The sequence below is a fragment of the Moraxella caprae DSM 19149 genome, assembly GCF_000426885.1.
In the GTDB taxonomy this organism is placed as follows: domain Bacteria; phylum Pseudomonadota; class Gammaproteobacteria; order Pseudomonadales; family Moraxellaceae; genus Moraxella; species Moraxella caprae.
The window spans coordinates 31,174-49,230 of the sequence record NZ_AUGF01000020.1 but is presented as its reverse complement, the minus strand read 5'-3'; the positions used below and the strand labels follow the sequence as shown (position 1 = coordinate 49,230).

Sequence of the window (18,057 nt, the reverse complement as noted above, 5' to 3'; positions counted from 1 at the left end):
AGTCAGCGGCTATCTGCTCATAGGTGCGATATTCTTTAAAATACTGTAAGGTTGCCATTAACAAATTGGGCATGCTGATTTTAAGTTTTCTACCGCCTCTTTGATGTACAGCAGCTTGTGCTTGCTCTAAACAAGCAAGCATTTCATTAAAAACCCTGCGTTCAATGCCAACTAAGCGTTTGAATTTGGTGTCGGATAGGTGTGTGGAGGCTTCATAGTTCATTGAGGTATTTTAGCATAGAATGGGTTTTGCAGGAAGTCTAATATAAAATAATGTATGTGATTGGGATGGTTTTTATCAGTATTTTTACCTTAACCGCTCTATCAATGGCAAGCAATTCATCAATCATATTTTTCATTTTTGTGATTGTAATGACTGCTTTTCATATGATGACTTTTAATTATATGAAAAGTAATATTTTAATTCTTGCCGATAAAGTCAAAGAAGTAGAAAATGGGTTATTTATTAGAAATGGTAAGATAAGTGAAACAATAGATTATGATAATATCCAATCTGTTACTTATCGCTATTTATTTTCTATCAAAAATAATGTGGTAGAATTAACCTTTAAAAATCCTACCACATTGGGAAATAAAGTAAGGTTTATCAGCTGGGCAGATGCCAGTAATTATCAAAGAGAATTTAATCCATTTCCTGTAAAAACCCCGGAAACACAGGCTTGGGTTGATACTTTAAAGGAAAAAATTGTACAAAATACCAACAAGAACCCATCATAAAAATACTTTTTAAATCATAAGAATGTGGTCATTTTAATTATTAAACCATCAACAAACCCAAATTCTCATTTAAGCAGTCATGCCTATGAGCTATTGACAAACAATCCTTTGCCCATAGATAGTAGGGATTAGGCAAGCCCTGTCATCCATCAAAAGAGTCAAACCATGTCCATCCACACCTTCAAAATACACGGCATGACCTGCCAAGCCTGTGCCACTCGCCTAGAAAAAGTCTTAAATAAAAAAGAGTGCGTAGAGCGTGCTGATGTGAACTTTGCCACAGAAACGCTGACCCTTAGCACAACAGAGAGCGTATCTTGTGATGAGATTTTGACATGGATAAAAAAGGCAGGCTTTACAGGGGAATTTGTCCAAGACCAATCCCAAACCACGCCCCATAGTGACGCACCACCATATCGCTTGATTGCCCTTGGCGTGCTGTCCTTGCCGTTTTGGGTGGGTATGGCAGGCATGATGACAGGCTCGCACGCACTCATGCCCCCAAATTGGGTGCAGTTTGTGCTAGCAAGCATTGCTCAGTTTGCCCTTACCACACCTTTTTATAAAGGAGCGTGGGCAGGGATAAGAGGCGGACTTCTTGGCATGGACGTGCTGGTGGCGTTGGGGACGAGTATGATTTGGGCGTATTCTACTTATGCTTATCTCACAGGCGGTCATGTGTATTTTGAAGCAAGCGTGATGATTTTGACTTTTGTGAGCCTTGGTAAATATCTAGAACACCGCACCAAAACAGGCAGTCTTAATGCCTTATCCAAACTCATGGAGCTACTACCGCAGACGGTCAAGGTCAAGCGTGATAATGCGTGGGCGGACGTGGCGTTGGCGGACGTCAAAGTGGGCGATATTTTGCAAGCCAAACATGGCGACAAAATTGCCGTGGACGGGGTCATCACGGATGGTCAAGGGGATATTACCCAAGCTCATCTAACGGGCGAAAGTGCCTATTTATCAAAAACTTATGGCGATGACGTACTGGCAGGGAGCGTGGTGGTGGACGGCAGTTTTGCCTATCAAGCCCACGCGACAGGCTCACAGACCGCCCTTGGGCAGATGACGGACACACTGTCGCACGCACAGGGAACAAAAGCTCCGATTGCACGGCTTGCCGACCGTGTGGCAGGCGTGTTTGTGCCGGTGGTGGTGGGGCTTTCGGTGCTGACGTTTTTGGTAAATTGGTATATACTCGGGCAGTTTGACACCGCACTCATGCGAGCGGTTGCCGTGCTGGTCATTGCTTGCCCTTGTGCGTTGGGGCTTGCCACACCCACAGCGATTATGGCAGGCATGGGGGTGGCAAGTCGGCATGGCGTGCAGTTTTTGGACGCGGTGGCGTTGGAGACGGCAGGGCAGATTGGGGCGATAGCCTTTGATAAGACAGGCACGCTGACAAACGGTCATCTTGTGGTGGTGGACAGCCTGAGCCTGACCGATACGCCCACATTACTTGGCGTGAGTGCAAGCATTGAGAGTCACAGCACGCACCCCCTAGCCCGTGCGATAACCGCTTATGCTCATGACAATCACGCCCCGACATTTACCGCCCAAAATATCCTAAGCCAAGCAGGGCAAGGCATGCAAGGCGACATCGCTGGCGTGGGCGTGGTAAGGGTGGGGACGAGCGGTTTTGTTCATGCTGATTTGGGCGAGAAAGAACACGCCTTTATCCAAGCCAATCCCACAGCCAGTCTTGTGTTTGTGGCAATTGATGACAAGTTGGCAGGGATTTTTGCCCTAGCCGACACCCTAAAAGCGGACGCCCGCACGCTCATTGATAAACTCAAAGCGGACGGCATCACACCCATTATCCTAAGTGGCGACCGTCAAAGCGTGGTGGACAGCGTGACAGATGAGCTTGGCATAGACGGCTATGGGGAGCTATCGCCACAGGATAAATCCCTAAAAATCAAAGAATTACAAAAAACTCACAAAACCGCCATGATAGGAGACGGCATCAATGACGCCCTAGCAATGACCACAGCCGACATCGGCATGGCGGTGGGGGGTGCCACAGACGTGGCGACAGGCTCGGCAAGTGTTCGGCTCATACAGTCGGAGACGGACGGGGCGATGAGTGTTTATCACGCCCACAAAATCGCCAAATTGACCCTAACCAACATCAAGCAAAACCTATTTTTTGCCTTTATTTATAACGTCATCGGCATACCGCTTGCGATGATTGGTGTGCTAAATCCGATGATAGCCAGTATCGCCATGGCGTTAAGTTCGCTGTCGGTGCTTGCCAATGCGCTTAGGTTAAAGGGGGTGGATTTAAAAGATGAAATCAATTAAAATCAAGATATTGGTAAGGCGCGTACCACGCACCAAATTGTGATTAAATTTATTTTTAAAATAAATTGATTAAAAAATTAGGTAGTGGTCTAAAAAGTATGCTGAACTAGGTTTTCCGTTCGCCACAAGCTTGCCTGCGGGTCGGTTTCCGTCATGGGTAGGCATAGCTCACCACGAACGAAAAACCGTGGTGCTTTTTCATTTTGTAGAGTGTAACTGTGATGATTAAGATAATACTCAATCACAGACAGTTTAAAGTCGGTTGTGTATTTTGCCATAGAAAGCACCCCAAAGGTTAGAGTGGCAAGCTTTGGGGGTGGTTCATTAGATAACGGTAGTTTTTAAAATCATACCAATCTGGCACTCGCCAATTGGGTCAATTGATATAACGCATGGCGGTATTTGTTATCAGGCAGTTTCATGAGAGCCATTTGAGCAAGGCAAGTTTCGTCCAACGCTCGATTTTTACAGTATTCCAACGCCCCTGATGATTTCACCAAGCCGATGAGCGTCTCGGCATTGTCCGTTTTGCCTGTTTGTACGGCAATTCTTAGCTTGTCATAGTCATCGCTATTGGCTTGTTTTAGGATTTCTAAGGTTTTGATAATCGGTAAAGTCGGCTTGCCTTCGGCTAGGTCGTCGCCCAGATTTTTGCCCATCGTTTGACTGTCACCCATAAAGTCTAGCACATCATCAATCATCTGAAAGGCATTGCCAAAATGTTGCCCAAAATCGGACAAATTGGCAAGTAACTCCTTGTCATCATGCTTACCATGAAGCAAAGCCGCTCCCACGCACGCCATCATAAAAAGCCGTGAAGTCTTACCATCAATGATTTGTAGGTAGTCGCTTTCGGTCGTCTCGATGTTGTGTTGGTGTTGCAGTTGCAAGACTTCGCCTTCGGCAATGTCGCACGTTCCGTCCGAGAACAGCTTTAATAAGGTCATGTCGCCAAACCCCGTCAAAAGGTTGAACGAGCGAGCGATGAGATAGTCGCCCACCAGTACAGCCGTGGCGTTGTTCCAAGTGGCGTTGGCAGTCGGTCGCCCCCGTCTCATGCCAGACTCATCAATCACGTCATCATGCACGAGCGTGGCGGTATGGAGCATCTCGGTAATCGCCCCAAGTTCTAGGCTTGGCTTGTACTGCTCATCCTTTATCATGCGTGAGATGAGCAGGGTCATCAAAGGTCGCATACGCTTACCGCCTGCGTTGATGACGTGGTCAGACACTTTCATGATGAGCTGAACTTTGGAATTTAGCGAGCCAAAAACCTGCTTGTCCATGACGGCAAAATCATCAGCAACAACGGATAAAATCTCAGAATAAGTGGGCGTGGTCATTGTCATTCTCAAAACTAAAATAGGGCTATGATAGCACATTTCGGGGCATTGGGCAAAAGGGTTATTTGGCAGATTGCGTGTCTTGATTGTCCGATTGACGTTCGGCAAGCCGTTCTTCGGCGGTGTCATAGACGGCATTTTTCTCACGCTTACCCACCACGATGACAAACACCACACTTTATCGTCTTCAACTTGATACACAAGGCGATAACCTGCCGAGCATAATTTGATTTTGTATAAATTTTATCCACCGCTTAGGCGATTGGCGATGATGTATGGATTTTGTAGCACCTTAGCCAGTCTCTTTTTAAACTGCGTTTTTATGGTGTCGCCCAGTTTTTGTCATTCTTTTAAGGCTCGCTCGTCAAATTCTAATTCATACATTAATTGACACATTAAAGCTCGTCCAAACTGACTTTGATGCGTGGGGCAGGATTATCAAGGCGTTCTTTGGCAAGGGCTAAAAGCTCACTGTCTTCATCGGTCAAAACCACCGTCTTAAAGGGTAATTTTTTGTGATAAGCCACATATTGCAAGGTTTGGCGGATAAGCTCAGACGGCGTCACGCCAAGTTCTTGCAATGCCAAAAATGATTGGGCTTTTAGGTCATCGTCCACACGAGCCACGATAGTTGCCATAATACACCTATTTGTCTATAAATTTGTCAATACAATTATAACACAACTTTTTTATCTTTCAAGAATAACCATAAATTATCAATTTATAAAAATCCATAAACTATTTTTAAAATTTTTGCCCTTTTTCTCACTTTTCATCTTGTCAAACGGTGCAAAACTGTGCATAATACCCCTTTGACCAAACCCAATAAATACAGGCAGGTATTATGTCTTTTTTAACCCACCATACAGAAATTGATGATGTGAATATTGAAAAAATCACACCCCTAATCACCCCCGCCGAACTAAAACGCACCTACCCCCTATCTAGCCAAGCATTTAGCACCGTGCTACACGGTCGCAAGGTCATCGAAGACATTTTGGATGGCATAGACAAGCGTATCCTAGTCGTGGTCGGACCTTGCTCTATCCATGATGTCAATGCCGCCCATGAGTATGCGGACAAATTAAAAGTGTTGGCGGACGAGCTAAAAGACGAGCTATTTATCGTCATGCGTGTATACTTTGAAAAGCCACGCACCACCACAGGCTGGAAAGGGCTTATCAATGACCCGAACATGGACGATAGTTTTGACATCGAAAAAGGACTTGGTATGGCTCGTAAGCTACTTTTGGAGCTTAATGAAAAAGGCTTACCCTGTGCCACCGAAGCCCTTGACCCTAACACCCCCCAATACATGCAAGATTTGATTAGCTGGTCGGCAATCGGAGCCAGAACCACCGAATCACAAACCCACCGTGAAATGTCAAGCGGTTTGTCTTGCCCTGTCGGTTTTAAAAACGGTACGGACGGCTCCATGACTGTGGCAGTAAACGCCATGCAAGCGGTCAGCTCAGGGCATAGTTTCTTAGGCTTGTCATCAGACGGACAAGTCTCTATCATCAAATCCAAAGGCAACAAATACGCCCACGTTGTCTTGCGTGGCGGTAACGACCAGCCCAACTATGATGAGACTGCCATCGCAGCCGCCGAAAACGAGCTTGCCCGTGGCAAAACCAACGGCAAAATCATGGTAGATGCAAGCCATGCCAACTCTGGCAAAGACCCCTACTTACAGCCCATGGTTATCCAAAACATCGCAGGACAAATCCAAAAAGGCAACAAATCTATCATGGGTCTCATGATTGAAAGCCACCTAAAAGGCGGTCGCCAAAATATCCCTGCCGACCTAAGCCAGCTAGAATACGGCAAATCAGTTACGGACGGTTGCTTAGATTGGGATAGCACGGTTGATGTGTTACGTCAATTTGCCAAAGATGTCAAAGAGCATTTGCCAAATCGTTAAAACTGGCGGTAAAAACCTTAAATCCATAAATAAAGGCGGAGCGATTCGCCTTTATTGTTTTCTATACCCTATAAAGACTTTAGCCTAAAAAAGTACACTCTGCAAAATGAAAAAGTGCTAAGGTTTTTCGTTCGTGATGAGCTAAGTCGAACCATAATGGAAACCAACCCGCAGGCAAGCTCAGGGTGAACGGCTTGCGTGCAGAATTCAATTTTGTTCGCTGTAGAATAAAGAGCAAACCAAAAGGGCTAAGTCCTGTAAACTTACAGAATCTTAGTCCAATCGGGGTTAATACAACCACTTGCAACAACCCAGCCTTTTATCTCATGTCTAAGATTTGGAGGTTGGTTCAATTGGGTGGTTTTGTCAAACACAACATTATTAGAGCAAATTACCCCACCCAAAATCACGCACCACCTTACCAAATCCATCATCTATCGGGGCGACCACCGTGATACGCTTACCACTCATGTCATCAAATGCCAAAGTATGAGCGTGCAAAAGTAGCCTTGATATGCCCGTAAACTCTGCCACCGCACGATTTTGGGCGGTGTCGCCATGCGTGGTATCGCCGACAATCGGATGAAATAGGTGCGTCATGTGCCGTCTTAATTGGTGTTTTCGCCCTGTAACTGGGATAAGTTTCATAAGGCTATACCGAGATGTGGCGTATCTATCGACCGAGACAAAGGGCATTTCGCACGTTGCCAAATTCTCATAATCAGTCATGGCGGACTGTGGCTCTTTGTCGCTACTGGCAAATTTATCAGCGATTTTATCAAGTTTGACCTTTAAGGGATAATCAATCCGCCCACTGCCGAGCAAATACCCACGCACCACCGCCAGATACGACTTTTCTACCGTGTGCTTTTCAAATTGTAAAGATAATGTCCGTGCCACGTCTGACGACTTAGCAAATAATAGCACCCCTGATGTCGGGCGGTCTAGCCGATGAACAGGGAAAACGTGTTGCCCAAGCATATCACGCAAAACCGTCATCACAAACACTATCTCGTGCTTGTCAAGCCATGAGCGATGAACAAGCATACCAGCAGGTTTGTTTACCGCCACCACGTCATCATCTTGATATAAAATTTGTAACATTTTGCCGTTTCCGATTTATTTAGCTTGCCCGATAGAGCGACTGGGGCAGTATTTTACCTTGCTAGAACAAATAACGCCAGTTTATCTTGCAATTTATTCATCTTGCAAAATCACCCACCAAATCCCAATTTATTTTACTTTTACCCCCAAAAGCGTGTAAAATAGCATCTTTTAGATACATCACGCCCATGAAAGCCCTACTTGACTACATTCCCATCATTGTCTTTTTTTATCTGTATAAAACCACAGACAAGGACAATCCTGCCCACCCCCTACTGACTGCCATCGGCTTGACAGGGGGCGAGAGCAACAACCACATCATCGTGGCGACCGCAGGGCTAACCCTTGCCACGCTTGTGGTGTATGGCTTTTTGTTTGTCAGTCAAAAATTTCGTCTACAAAAACAGCAGATTTTTGTGCTACTGATGACCGTGGTGTTTGGCGGGCTGACCCTTGCCTTGCGTGATGATTTTTATATTCGCCTAAAAGCGGTGCTGATTAATCTAGGCTTTGCCCTTGCCTTGTTTTTATCGCCGTTTTTTTTGAACAACAAAGAATCCGCCATTCAAAAACTGTTCGCTCCCATTTTTGACTTATCATCATCAGCATGGAAAAAACTTAATCTAACATGGGCAGGATTTTTTGTACTGATGGCAAGCCTGCACGCATTTTTTGCCTTTGTCTTTATGGGGGGCGAGTACTGGGGCGAGTTTACCGCCTTTGGCGATATTATTGTCATGATAAGCTTTATGGTCGGTATGTTTGTCGTTCTGCGTAAACACATTAAGATAGATGAAACGGCGATAAAAAAGTAAGTTATCATAACCACCAAATGTTTAGATATTCAAAAAAACATTGAAAGTTGAAATTGGTGTATAAATTACCAACAATGCGTAAGGACAAATTGCGATGCGCCCTTTTAAAACCTATCAAATTTTGGATTTTTAGCGATATTACCTCTGCAAAATATAACCCAAATTACCCATAAAATTTAACCAACAATTAGGAAAACCCATGCCACTATTTGCCATTATCGGTCATGATGTTGCTGACAGCACCGCCAAACGTGCCGAGATTCGCCCTGCTCACATCGAGCGACTGACCGCCCTACACGCCCAAAACCGCCTTGTCATCGCAGGCCCCACGCCTATCACACACGGCGAACCTGCCATGAGCGGCAGCCTTATCATTGCCCATTTTGATGACATCGAGCAAGCCCGAGCATGGGCAAATGACGAGCCGTATTTGCATGGCGGTGTGTATAGCCATGTGGACATTCGCCCCTTTATCCAAGCCTTGCCTGCCGACAGTGACGCCTGAGAATTGCCATGAGAGTTGCCATCATTATCGCCTTGCTTGCCACCGCCTTACTGCCTGAGGTCAGCCTTGCTCAAACCGCCTCCAATGCGACATCTGGCACGCCCACCGCCAGCACCAATGGCAATGCCAGCGAGAGTGAGAACGCAGAGAGCCAAACCCCCGTTCCGCCACCGCCTGCCAGCCCGCACGACCCCAACGCTCCCACCATTGCCGAGCTGAACAGCCCCGACGATAATGAGCTGTCCCGTGCCAATACCGAGCTACTCGCCAAAAACAGCGAACTACAAGGGCGTATTGACGAGCTGACCACGCAGGTCAATGTGTTGGTTAATGAACGTAGTGGACAGTTGTTTCTTTATGGCGTTATCAGCACCTTGGTGTCGTTCATCCTTGGCTTTATCCTAGCGTCACTCATCATGAAACGCAAATAAACCGACCTGACAGACCATGATACAGACCGCAAACATCACATGGCAAACCGACAGTTTGGGTAACATCACGCCCACATCCGAGCAGTTTGACGACATTTATTTTTCAAAAGCGGGTGGATTTGATGAGACCAATCATGTCTTTTTGCAAGGCAATGATTTGCCCCACCGCTTTGCCAATTTGGGCGAACATGAGCATTTTGTCATCATGGAGACAGGCTTTGGCACAGGGCTAAACTTTTTGGCAACCTGCCTACTTTGGCAACAAACCGCCCCGCCGTCCGCTCGTCTGTACTTTGTCAGTACCGAAAAATATCCGCTCTCTCATGCCGACCTAACCACCGCCCTAGCGGTGTGGCAGGACGAACAAACCGCTCCATTTATCAAGGATTTACTGGATAATTATCCGCTTGCCTTAACGGGGTGTCATCGCTTGCATTTTGGCAATATCACGCTAGATTTATGGCTAGGCGATGCGTTGGATAGTTTTTGTAAAATGGGTGATGGGCTTGTGGATGCTTGGTTTCTAGACGGTTTTGCCCCTACCAAAAACAGCGAGTTGTGGTCAGACGAGATTTTTAACCAAATCAAACGCCTATCTAGACCTAACACCACCCTTGCCACCTTTACCAGTAGTGGGGCGGTCAGACGAGCCTTAACCGCTATCGGCATGACTGTACAAAAAATCAAGGGCTTTGGACGTAAGCGTGAGATGATAACCGCCACTTTTGACAGCAAGACCACACCCAAGACCACGCCAAAACCTACCCCAAAAACCGCCATCATCATCGGAGCTGGCGTATCAGGACTTTTTACCGCTCATGCGTTAGCAAGCCGTGGCGTAGAAGTTACTTTGATTGACAAAACCGCCCCATTATCAGGAGCATCAGGCAACCCAAAAGCCTTATTCGCCCCTAAGCTCACCCAATTATCAGACGCTCCCAATCATCTGCCTACCGTCAGCTTTTTATATGCCGAGCGGATTTACAAAGCGTTTAATCAATCATCAAATGATGAGATATTCTCCCAAACAGGGGCGATAGATTTTTTATTACCCACGCAAAAATCGCATGAAAAGTTGGCCCATTTGGCAAACAGCTATCCTGATGAACTGATTGGCATTTTTAATAAAAACCTTAATTCACGCAATGCCGATTTTAATAAGCAACTCATCAATACCCACACGCCAAAAGCAGGTCTAATTGATACGCACAAATTGGCGGATTTTATTTTAGCCAATCCTTTAATCCAATTTAAACAGTTTCATGCCAAACACATCACAAAAGATAATAACACATGGACGATAAAAAATGACGATAGAGAGCTATCTGCCGACATCATGGTCATTTGTGCAGGGTTTGAAAGTTATTTATTAAGTGATGAATTATTTAACCCCAGAAAAATCCGTGGGCAAGTCTCATGGCTTGATATTCGCCATATGTCTGATAAGTTAAAAGCCAAACTTGCCACCCCGATAAAATATGACGGCTATTGTGCCACTTTTGATAAAGACGGCACGCCCACCTTTTTAATGGGAGCAAGTTTTGTGCGTAACGATACCGACATGGCGGTGCGTGATGATGAGCATGAGTTTAATTTGGATAAACTTCGCCAGAGCTTACCATGCCTTGCCGATGAGTTAAACATCAATATCAAGGACTTGCACGGACGGGCAAGCATACGAGCCCAAACACCTGATTACCACCCCCTAGTCGGAGAAATAGGCGGTCAAGTTGGCGGTAAAATGGGCAATCATGGACTATACACCGTCTATGGCATGGGATCAAAGGGGTTTAGTTTTGCTCCGATTTGTGGTGAGATTTTGGCAGGGTTGATTTTTGATGAGCCATTGCCTGTCTCTCATATTTTATTGGATAAATTAAACCCAAACCGTCCACGCCTGCAAACACCGATTGACCAAAATAGATAAATTTACGCAAAAAACCGCCATGCTTCGACAAGCTCAGCACGAACGGTTTTTATAATTTTAAAAATACCATGATAAAAGCCCACACCCAAAACACGCACGCCCACACTTGCACCGTTGTCGCCCACAAAAATCACGAGCCCACATCACGCACTTTTGTCATCGGCATTGATGAAGTGGGGCGGGGCTCACTGTTTGGGCAAATGACCGTTGGGGCGGTGATTTTGGATAATGATTCGACGGGCGAATTTGGGCAAATTGACCTGACAAATACGCCCCTTGCTCTTATCAACGACAGCAAAAAATTGTCCGAAAAAAAGCGGAATTTGGTCTTTGACCCGATTAAGCAAACCTGCCAAAGCTATGTCATTATTGACATTCCTGCTTATGTGATTGATACGATTGACATTTATCAAGCGACTTTACTTGGCATGAGATTGGCGATTGAACACTTGATAACGTTAAATGATATTGGCAAAAACGACAATCTTATCATCGTGATAGACGGCAACGCTGCGCCCACGCTGTCCGATGACTTTACCGATTTTCAGCCGTGCATTCACACGCTCATCAAGGGCGACAGCCTTCACACGTCTATCGCTTGTGCTAGTATCCTTGCCAAGGTTCATCGTGATACCGTCATAAGCGACTATGCCAAGATTTATCCTGATTATGGACTAGACAAGCACAAAGGCTATGCCAGTAAAGCCCATACCACCGCCATTTATGAGCATGGGGTATTGCCCGAACATCGCAAAAGTTTTAATCCCATGCGGACGATGTTGTCAAATCAGCTTTTTTAATCGCTTTAACAAAAATCATCCCTTTAAATTTTTATGCTGTTTTATCATCTCTTTTAACACCCGATTATTATCATCAAACCTAGGACATTCAGGACACATCAAAAGATGAAATTTCACCGTCATTTTTTGAGATAAAGTCAATGGCTCTTCTTGTGACAGACTCATAAGTTCAGTCATTTTTTGGCAATTCTTTAATTGTTTCATTGTATCCCCCTCTAAACAAACCATTTTACCGACAAACACATTTGCAATCTTAATCTGGCTCTGTGCAATAACACATATAAATTCTGTCGAGTGATATTTAAATTCTTACAAATCTCATCACTATCCAATTCTATATATTCTTTCATCAAAAAAACTTGTGCCTGCTCTTTGGGCAGATTCTCCAAACAAAGTTCCAATACTTGCCAAAATTCATCATTTTCAGCTGTTTCATGCGGACTTGCCCAGCGATTATCAAAGGCATTTGGCGATGAACCGTTTTGCCAATGCCCAATATCATCAAACAGCATTGCCAAAAACTCTTCATCGCTATTTTCACTCATGTCGCTCATGACTTCATAATGTTTGTTTTGGCGGATAAAGTCGGCAATTTTATTTTTTAAAATGGCAAATACCCATGTTTTAAAGGCGGACTTTCCTTGAAAACTATCGGCGTATTTTAAGGCATTTAAGAGGGCATCTTGCACCACATCTTCGGCGTGCTGTTCGTGATTTAATTGGTTATACGCAAAAGCAAACATGGACTGATATATCTCGTCCATGCTTTTTTTATCAAATTGGCGTAATTCTATTTGGTGCATTTTTTATTTATCCAAAAGTCCATGCTTATATAACGCCCTGCTCCATAAATAATTAGCACAAGTAACATGATAAAATAAGTCATGCCAAATTCTATGCCATTATTTAAAACCACAAAATTACCCGTTTCGGTGAGCCAGTCATAATTGCCATGCGTTTGTAAGATTTCACGGGCTTTATTTAATCGCTCGCCCGCTTGTATGGAATTATCCAAACTTGCCTGTCCCAATCCGCCAAATAATTGGGCGATATTGGTCGCAGGGTCGGTTGGGGTAATGGCGTGCCAGCCGTTTTTTAAATGCACAAGAAGCATGGCAACCGCCATTGTGATTGCCAATAACACGCCAAAAAAACGAGTCGCCACGCCGAGTAATAACGCCACACCACCAATCAATTCAGCAACAATCACCATTGCCACCCAAAAGGATGCAAATGGCAAACCAAGCCCCCAATCGGCATTACCAAACCACTGTGCCGTATCATCAAACGAACGGTATTTGGTTAGCCCTGCCATAATAAACACAGGGGCAAGATAAAGACGAATGGCGAATAATGGCAAAAAGTCCAATTTATTTAAATTTACAACAAATTTATTGTAATAAGTGCTGTATTTTTTTATCATAATTTACCTTATTTTTATTAAAAAGATTGGTTAGACTTCCTGCAAAACTAGGCTTTCCGTTCGCCCCGAGCTTGTTGAGGGGTGGCGGAAAACCGTTATGGTTCGACAAGCTCACCACGAACGGTTTTCCTTATTTTTGGGTTTTGCAGGAAGTCTGTTATAAAAAATTTGATTATCAATCATTGTATTGACCAAATCATCAAACGAAGTTTTGATATTATCAAAAATCTCATCATTTAATTCAAAGGTGCGTTGTAGCTCTGCCAATAACTCATTTGTATTTTGATAACATACCTCTTCATTTTGCTTTTCTTGCATAAAGGTTAGTATGATAAAACTAAGCTGGCTTATGGTCATAAATGCCGTTTTAAATGTACCGTCCACCACTTTACGATACACCACCAAAAAAGTCGGGCTTTTTTGACTGGGAGAAAATGCCACGCTAATATCCTGCACCGCCCATTCATAATATAAAATCTGGGCGGTATGATTGATAAAAATGGGCGTATTTTGATGCATTAAAATAGGCTTGGGATTATTGTTCGGTAGATTATCTACAAACAATTCCACCCATTCATAATGAGCAAATTCGGACAAATAAATGGGCAAATCAAATTTTGTCAAAACATCATCGGTCAAATAGCCGACAAATTGCTCGGTAATTTCACTAAAATACGGACTTGCCATATCGCCATGTTTTAAAAAATCTTTAATCAGATTTTGCCAAACCAATATGCCAAAATGCGTCTCAATAATACTGCGAGTAATGGGAAAGCATTGATTGACAAAACCAGAGACATTATTATAAATCAGATTTTGATATAATTGCCCCACACGAGCAGGCACGGTATCGGTATTATCGTGTTTTTGTTTGCGGATATAATCGCCAAATTCACGATGAAAGATGCGTAACTTGGGTGCTTTATCAATCATCATTGTTATGCCATTTTATTAAATTATCATTAAAATAATTAAGCCAATTTAAATGTAGAATTATTTTTATGGCGTTCTTGAATTTCCCGAATGAATTTAACTTCACGGGTAAGCTCGCTAAGTTCTGGGAAATTAAAATCACGCTCCAAACAAGTCGGAATCTTATCTGCCGCTTTACCTGTTTTGGCAAATATCAAACCATAAGCGTCATTTAATAACGCCCAAACACGCTCCACCACACTATCGCCATGCGTATCCACAATCAAGCCGTCATCATCCACATAATGCCCAGCAACGTGCAAATAACACGTCCGCTCGAGCGGCAATTCACGCAAATATTGGTGTGGATCAAAACCAAAGTTTTGGCTATTGACAAAAATATTATTCACATCTAAATGCAATAAACAATCAGCTTCTTTTACCACCGCAGAAATAAATTCACTGTCGGACATTTGGCTTTGGGGCGGTAGATAATAATATGAGGCGTTTTCAATGCCAATTTGAGAGCCTAAAATATCTTGTACTTTTTTAATACGCTCGGCAACCCAAAATACCGCTTCTTCGGTGCAAGGAATGGGCAATAAATCATACAAATGCCCTTTGTCATCACTACACCAAGACAAATGCTCGGTAAATAAATTGATGTTATGCGACTTCATAAAATGCTTAATATTATTTACATGAGCCACGTCCAATTCTTTTGAACTGCCAATAGACAAAGAAAGTCCATGACAAATAAAAGAAAACCGCTCGCTATAAGCACGCAAGATATTTTCAAAACGTCCGCCCATAATTCCGTGGGAGTTTATCCAATTTTCAGGCGACACTTCAAAAAAATCAATCTGGCTTAATTGATGAATGGCATTGGCATCATCAAGAGACATTTGTGGCAATAACTCACGGCGAAAGCCAAGCCCTGCCCCGTGTAATGGTCTTTTATTTATCATGTCATTTTCCTAATTATTAGGGTTTGTTATCAACATGGCATTTGCAAGTGCTGATGCCCAAAATATGATAAATGGGGCAAAAATTCATAAAGCCTGTTAATAACAGTACAAGCCCAACAATTCCCCACCACGAACCAAAATAAACACCCAAGCCAATAATAACAACACCCAAAATAATTCGTACAATTTTATCAGGTTTACCAACATTGATTTTCATAAAACACTTCTTAACGATAGCCTTGTTGTTTTAGGTCTTCATAACCGCCGTGATTGGTAACATTGGTATAGCCCAATTTTAAGAGTTCTGTGCGAGCAACTTCGGCACGTCTACCACTACGGCAATACAGATTGATAGGGTTGTCTTTATTGGGTTCAATGGCAGAAATCTTTGATGCAATATCGCCAACAGGGATATTTATGCTATTTGACAAATGCCCTGCTTGATACTCTTCTGGGCTACGCACATCAATCCAAACGCCTTTTGCTTTTGGTTTGATTTGTGATTGAGTTTGGGTTTGAGATTTGGCATTGTTTTGTTTTGATGAGGTATTGGCAAAACTGTTACACGCAGTTAATCCCAAAATGCTAATTGCAATGGCAAGAGTGAGTTTTTTCATAAGACACCTTCTAAATTACACCAATTAAATTTATTTAAAAACAATTAAAATTTGGCAAATAAATCATTTAATGATTCGCTAATGGTTGGGTGCGTAAAAATTTGCTCTTTAAAATAATCCGCTTTAACGCCATTATCCATTGCCAATTTAAATAAATTGATAATCTCATGGCTATTTTCACAAAACAACGTAACGCCCAAAATCTCGTTATTGTCTTTATCCACAATCGCTTTTAATAAGCCTTTGGTATTGCCTGTGATTTTGGCTTTGACAATGGCTTGGGCGGGCAAGGTTGCCACTTGGTAATTTTTGCCACTGTCTTTGGCTTGTTTTTCGCTCAGGCCAATTTGTGATAAAGGCGGTGTGATAAAAACACTCGTTGGGAAGGTGTGGCGGTCGGCTCTGTGGCGTGTGCCGTTCCCAAACAAATCATCCGCCACAATGCGATAATCATCAAGCGAGATGTAGGTAAACTGCGGTGAACCTGCGACATCGCCCATCGCCCAAATGTGGTCGGTGGCTTTTAGTTTGTCATCGCACACCACATAGCCACGCTCGCTTAGCTGTACGCTTGTGTTTTGTAGGTTTAGACCATCTGTGTTAGGTCGTCTGCCAATGGCGACAAGCACAGCATCAGCGTCAAGGGTCATCTTATCGGTGATGACTTGGGTATGCTCTGTTAGGTGTTTAAATTCTTGGACATCTTGCCCTAAATGCACCGTAATGCCACGCTCATTTAATAGGTCAAGCACAATCGCACGCACATCATCATCAACGTTTGGCAAAAAGCTGTCAAATTTTTCAACAATGCTCACTTGACTGCCAAAAGCGTGATACATAAAGGCAAATTCAAGGGCGATAAAGCCTGCACCCACGATAACCAGTCGCTTGGGGGCGGTCGCTTGGCTGTCGCCTAAGTTTAAAAGCCCCGTGCTGTCATAAACACGCTCGCCGTCCACGCCTGCAATCGGTGGCATAATGGGGGTCGTGCCCGTGTTGATAAAAATCCGCTCGGCACGCACCGTCTCGCCTGTGGATAGGGCAACAGTGTTATCATCAACAAAGCTCGCTTGTGCATTGATGACGGTCACATTTGGCAAATCATTGATTTTGTTAAAATTAGCTTCACGCAAGGCAGAGATGAGTTTGTCCTTGTCCTGCATGGCAACGGCAAAACTGTCTGTTTTGGCTTCATGAATCAGTTTTTTTGACGGAATACAGCCCACGTTAATACACGTTCCGCCATACATTTTGTCCGATTGCTCAACCAAAATGGTACGCTCGCCCTGTTTGTCAAACAGCCCTGCCAGCGTTTTGCCTGCTTTACCAAAGCCGATGATTAAGTTTTTGGTTTGTATCATCTTTTTCTCCAATTTATTTGCCAAAATCATTAGTGTATAACAAGGTTGTGAAAAATTCCCAAAACCCTGTCATGCAAGCCTAAACCGCTATTTATTTGTTACCGCCACAACTGGCATTAGCGTTTTTGTTGGTGCTTGCTCCACAACTGGCAGTTGCTGATTTGTCGGCGGTAGCAGTAGCGGTGTTCGCTCCACAACCTGCATGAGCACTTTTATCGCCTGCTTTTGCTTCGGCTCCGCATTTACCTTCGCCACATTTACCTTCGGCTGATTTGTCGGTCATGGTGGCACTGCACCCTGCTTCGCCACATTTGCCCTCACCGCATTTGCCTTCGGCAGTTTTGGTAGCGGTAGCGGTGTTAGGCTCGGCAGTAGCAGGCTGAGCTGGCTCGGCATTTTGGTAGCCTTTCTCCATGGGCTGTGCTTCCACCTTTTCTTCTTTACAAGCAGTAAGTCCTGTGGCAAGTAGGGTTGCTACGGCAAGACCTGTGATTTTACGGTTAAGATTTGACATGATAAACTCCAATTAAACATCATAAACCATTTTATGATATATCTTAGACGGACGTGGGGCAAATATCTTACAAAAAATTTGAAAAATTTTTAAAAATTGTTGTCATACCCCTTATGTTTTAGGTGCAAACGTATTTTGGCACGCTCTTTTTTATGGCGTGTTTTGGGGTTGTCTTTATCATGAACACCACCCTTTTTTAATAAAGGGTTTAAGGCGGTTTGGTTGCGTACTTTAATCGCACTTGGGTAAATTGGGTGATTTGCCAATTTTTCGCCAAGTTTGATAAGCTCTTTTTGATTTTTCATGTTATTTTCCCATGTTGGATTAAATCAAAATATATTTTAGAATTTGGACGTATAAGGGTA

The 18,057-nt window shown here is 43.7% G+C and carries 22 protein-coding genes and 1 pseudogene; 8 read left to right on the top strand and 15 right to left on the bottom strand.

Translation table 11 applies throughout. The features are described 5' to 3' along the window. Positions 1–223 (bottom strand): annotated as a pseudogene (locus K941_RS0107385) (IS5/IS1182 family transposase); the annotation flags it as partial. A 149-nt stretch (positions 224–372) separates the two neighbouring features. Between K941_RS0107385 and K941_RS0107380 the strand changes: the two are divergent. Both K941_RS0107380 and K941_RS0107375 read left to right on the top strand, forming a co-directional pair. Next, entirely contained in the window at positions 373–738 is a 366-nt protein-coding gene (locus tag K941_RS0107380; RefSeq protein WP_167539593.1) for a hypothetical protein, read from the top strand. A gap of 165 nt (positions 739–903) precedes the next feature. After that, positions 904–3,048, top strand: a complete 2,145-nt coding sequence (locus K941_RS0107375) for a heavy metal translocating P-type ATPase (RefSeq protein WP_029103114.1) — start codon at positions 904–906, stop codon at positions 3,046–3,048. 89 nt (positions 3,049–3,137) lie between these two features. Here K941_RS0107375 and K941_RS17085 read toward each other — a convergent pair whose 3' ends face one another. The 3 genes from K941_RS17085 to K941_RS0107360 form a co-directional block, all read right to left on the bottom strand. Then, on the bottom strand, positions 3,138–3,326 hold the full coding sequence (locus K941_RS17085; protein WP_147287577.1) for a hypothetical protein: 189 nt from the start codon (positions 3,324–3,326) through the stop codon (positions 3,138–3,140). 69 nt (positions 3,327–3,395) lie between these two features. Continuing rightward, entirely contained in the window at positions 3,396–4,391 is a 996-nt protein-coding gene (locus K941_RS0107370) for a polyprenyl synthetase family protein (RefSeq protein WP_208854365.1), read from the bottom strand. 395 nt (positions 4,392–4,786) lie between these two features. Next, on the bottom strand, positions 4,787–5,029 hold the full coding sequence (locus K941_RS0107360) for a type II toxin-antitoxin system RelB/DinJ family antitoxin (RefSeq protein WP_029103112.1): 243 nt from the start codon (positions 5,027–5,029) through the stop codon (positions 4,787–4,789). 206 nt (positions 5,030–5,235) lie between these two features. Between K941_RS0107360 and K941_RS0107350 the strand changes: the two genes are divergently transcribed. Beyond that, entirely contained in the window at positions 5,236–6,315 is a 1,080-nt protein-coding gene (locus K941_RS0107350) for a 3-deoxy-7-phosphoheptulonate synthase (RefSeq protein WP_029103111.1), read from the top strand. Between the two features lie 381 nt (positions 6,316–6,696). Here K941_RS0107350 and truC read toward each other — a convergent pair whose 3' ends face one another. Then, positions 6,697–7,419, bottom strand: coding sequence for a tRNA pseudouridine(65) synthase TruC (truC, locus tag K941_RS0107345; protein ID WP_029103110.1), 723 nt, complete (start codon positions 7,417–7,419; stop codon positions 6,697–6,699). Positions 7,420–7,607: 188 nt separating this feature from the next. Here truC and K941_RS0107335 point away from each other — a divergent pair, with 188 nt between their 5' ends. From K941_RS0107335 to K941_RS15095, 5 genes are all read left to right on the top strand, one after another. After that, complete coding sequence (locus K941_RS0107335; RefSeq protein ID WP_029103109.1) at positions 7,608–8,234, top strand: inner membrane-spanning protein YciB; 627 nt, start codon at positions 7,608–7,610, stop codon at positions 8,232–8,234. Positions 8,235–8,433: 199 nt separating this feature from the next. Then, on the top strand, positions 8,434–8,739 hold the full coding sequence (locus tag K941_RS0107330) for a YciI family protein (protein ID WP_029103108.1): 306 nt from the start codon (positions 8,434–8,436) through the stop codon (positions 8,737–8,739). A gap of 8 nt (positions 8,740–8,747) precedes the next feature. Continuing rightward, a complete protein-coding gene (locus K941_RS16380; protein ID WP_051225943.1) occupies positions 8,748–9,170 on the top strand; it encodes a hypothetical protein in 423 nt (140 codons plus the stop codon). A 16-nt stretch (positions 9,171–9,186) separates the two neighbouring features. Continuing rightward, positions 9,187–11,097 carry an FAD-dependent 5-carboxymethylaminomethyl-2-thiouridine(34) oxidoreductase MnmC gene (gene mnmC / locus K941_RS0107320; protein WP_029103107.1) on the top strand — a complete coding sequence of 637 codons (1,911 nt, stop codon included), beginning with the start codon at positions 9,187–9,189 and terminating at the stop codon, positions 11,095–11,097. A 68-nt stretch (positions 11,098–11,165) separates the two neighbouring features. After that, the gene (locus K941_RS15095) at positions 11,166–11,897 is read left to right on the top strand and encodes a ribonuclease HII (RefSeq protein ID WP_084137703.1); all 732 of its coding nucleotides are present in this window, start codon (positions 11,166–11,168) and stop codon (positions 11,895–11,897) included. Positions 11,898–11,912: 15 nt separating this feature from the next. On the opposite strand, the gene K941_RS0107310 is transcribed toward K941_RS15095, so the two are convergent. From K941_RS0107310 to K941_RS15085, 10 genes are all read right to left on the bottom strand, one after another. After that, entirely contained in the window at positions 11,913–12,101 is a 189-nt protein-coding gene (locus K941_RS0107310; RefSeq protein ID WP_029103106.1) for a zf-HC2 domain-containing protein, read from the bottom strand. Between the two features lie 11 nt (positions 12,102–12,112). Next, complete coding sequence (locus K941_RS0107305; RefSeq protein ID WP_029103105.1) at positions 12,113–12,700, bottom strand: sigma-70 family RNA polymerase sigma factor; 588 nt, start codon at positions 12,698–12,700, stop codon at positions 12,113–12,115. Continuing rightward, complete coding sequence (locus tag K941_RS0107300) at positions 12,688–13,320, bottom strand: HvfX family Cu-binding RiPP maturation protein (protein ID WP_029103104.1); 633 nt, start codon at positions 13,318–13,320, stop codon at positions 12,688–12,690. Before K941_RS0107300 ends, K941_RS0107305 begins: the two co-directional genes overlap by 13 nt. A gap of 111 nt (positions 13,321–13,431) precedes the next feature. Further along, on the bottom strand, positions 13,432–14,256 hold the full coding sequence (locus tag K941_RS0107295) for an HvfC family RiPP maturation protein (RefSeq protein WP_029103103.1): 825 nt from the start codon (positions 14,254–14,256) through the stop codon (positions 13,432–13,434). Between the two features lie 35 nt (positions 14,257–14,291). Beyond that, complete coding sequence (locus K941_RS0107290) at positions 14,292–15,200, bottom strand: HvfB family MNIO-type RiPP peptide maturase (RefSeq protein ID WP_029103102.1); 909 nt, start codon at positions 15,198–15,200, stop codon at positions 14,292–14,294. A 16-nt stretch (positions 15,201–15,216) separates the two neighbouring features. Next, positions 15,217–15,417, bottom strand: coding sequence for a YgaP family membrane protein (locus tag K941_RS0107285; RefSeq protein WP_029103101.1), 201 nt, complete (start codon positions 15,415–15,417; stop codon positions 15,217–15,219). Between the two features lie 10 nt (positions 15,418–15,427). Beyond that, positions 15,428–15,817 carry a rhodanese-like domain-containing protein gene (locus K941_RS0107280; protein ID WP_029103100.1) on the bottom strand — a complete coding sequence of 130 codons (390 nt, stop codon included), beginning with the start codon at positions 15,815–15,817 and terminating at the stop codon, positions 15,428–15,430. Positions 15,818–15,861: 44 nt separating this feature from the next. Then, the gene (locus K941_RS0107275) at positions 15,862–17,178 is read right to left on the bottom strand and encodes an FAD-dependent oxidoreductase (RefSeq protein ID WP_228130382.1); all 1,317 of its coding nucleotides are present in this window, start codon (positions 17,176–17,178) and stop codon (positions 15,862–15,864) included. 91 nt (positions 17,179–17,269) lie between these two features. Beyond that, a complete protein-coding gene (locus K941_RS15090) occupies positions 17,270–17,692 on the bottom strand; it encodes an HvfA family oxazolone/thioamide-modified RiPP metallophore (protein WP_036387802.1) in 423 nt (140 codons plus the stop codon). Between the two features lie 89 nt (positions 17,693–17,781). Next, the gene (locus tag K941_RS15085; RefSeq protein ID WP_051225941.1) at positions 17,782–17,997 is read right to left on the bottom strand and encodes a hypothetical protein; all 216 of its coding nucleotides are present in this window, start codon (positions 17,995–17,997) and stop codon (positions 17,782–17,784) included. Positions 17,998–18,057: the final 60 nt, after the last annotated feature.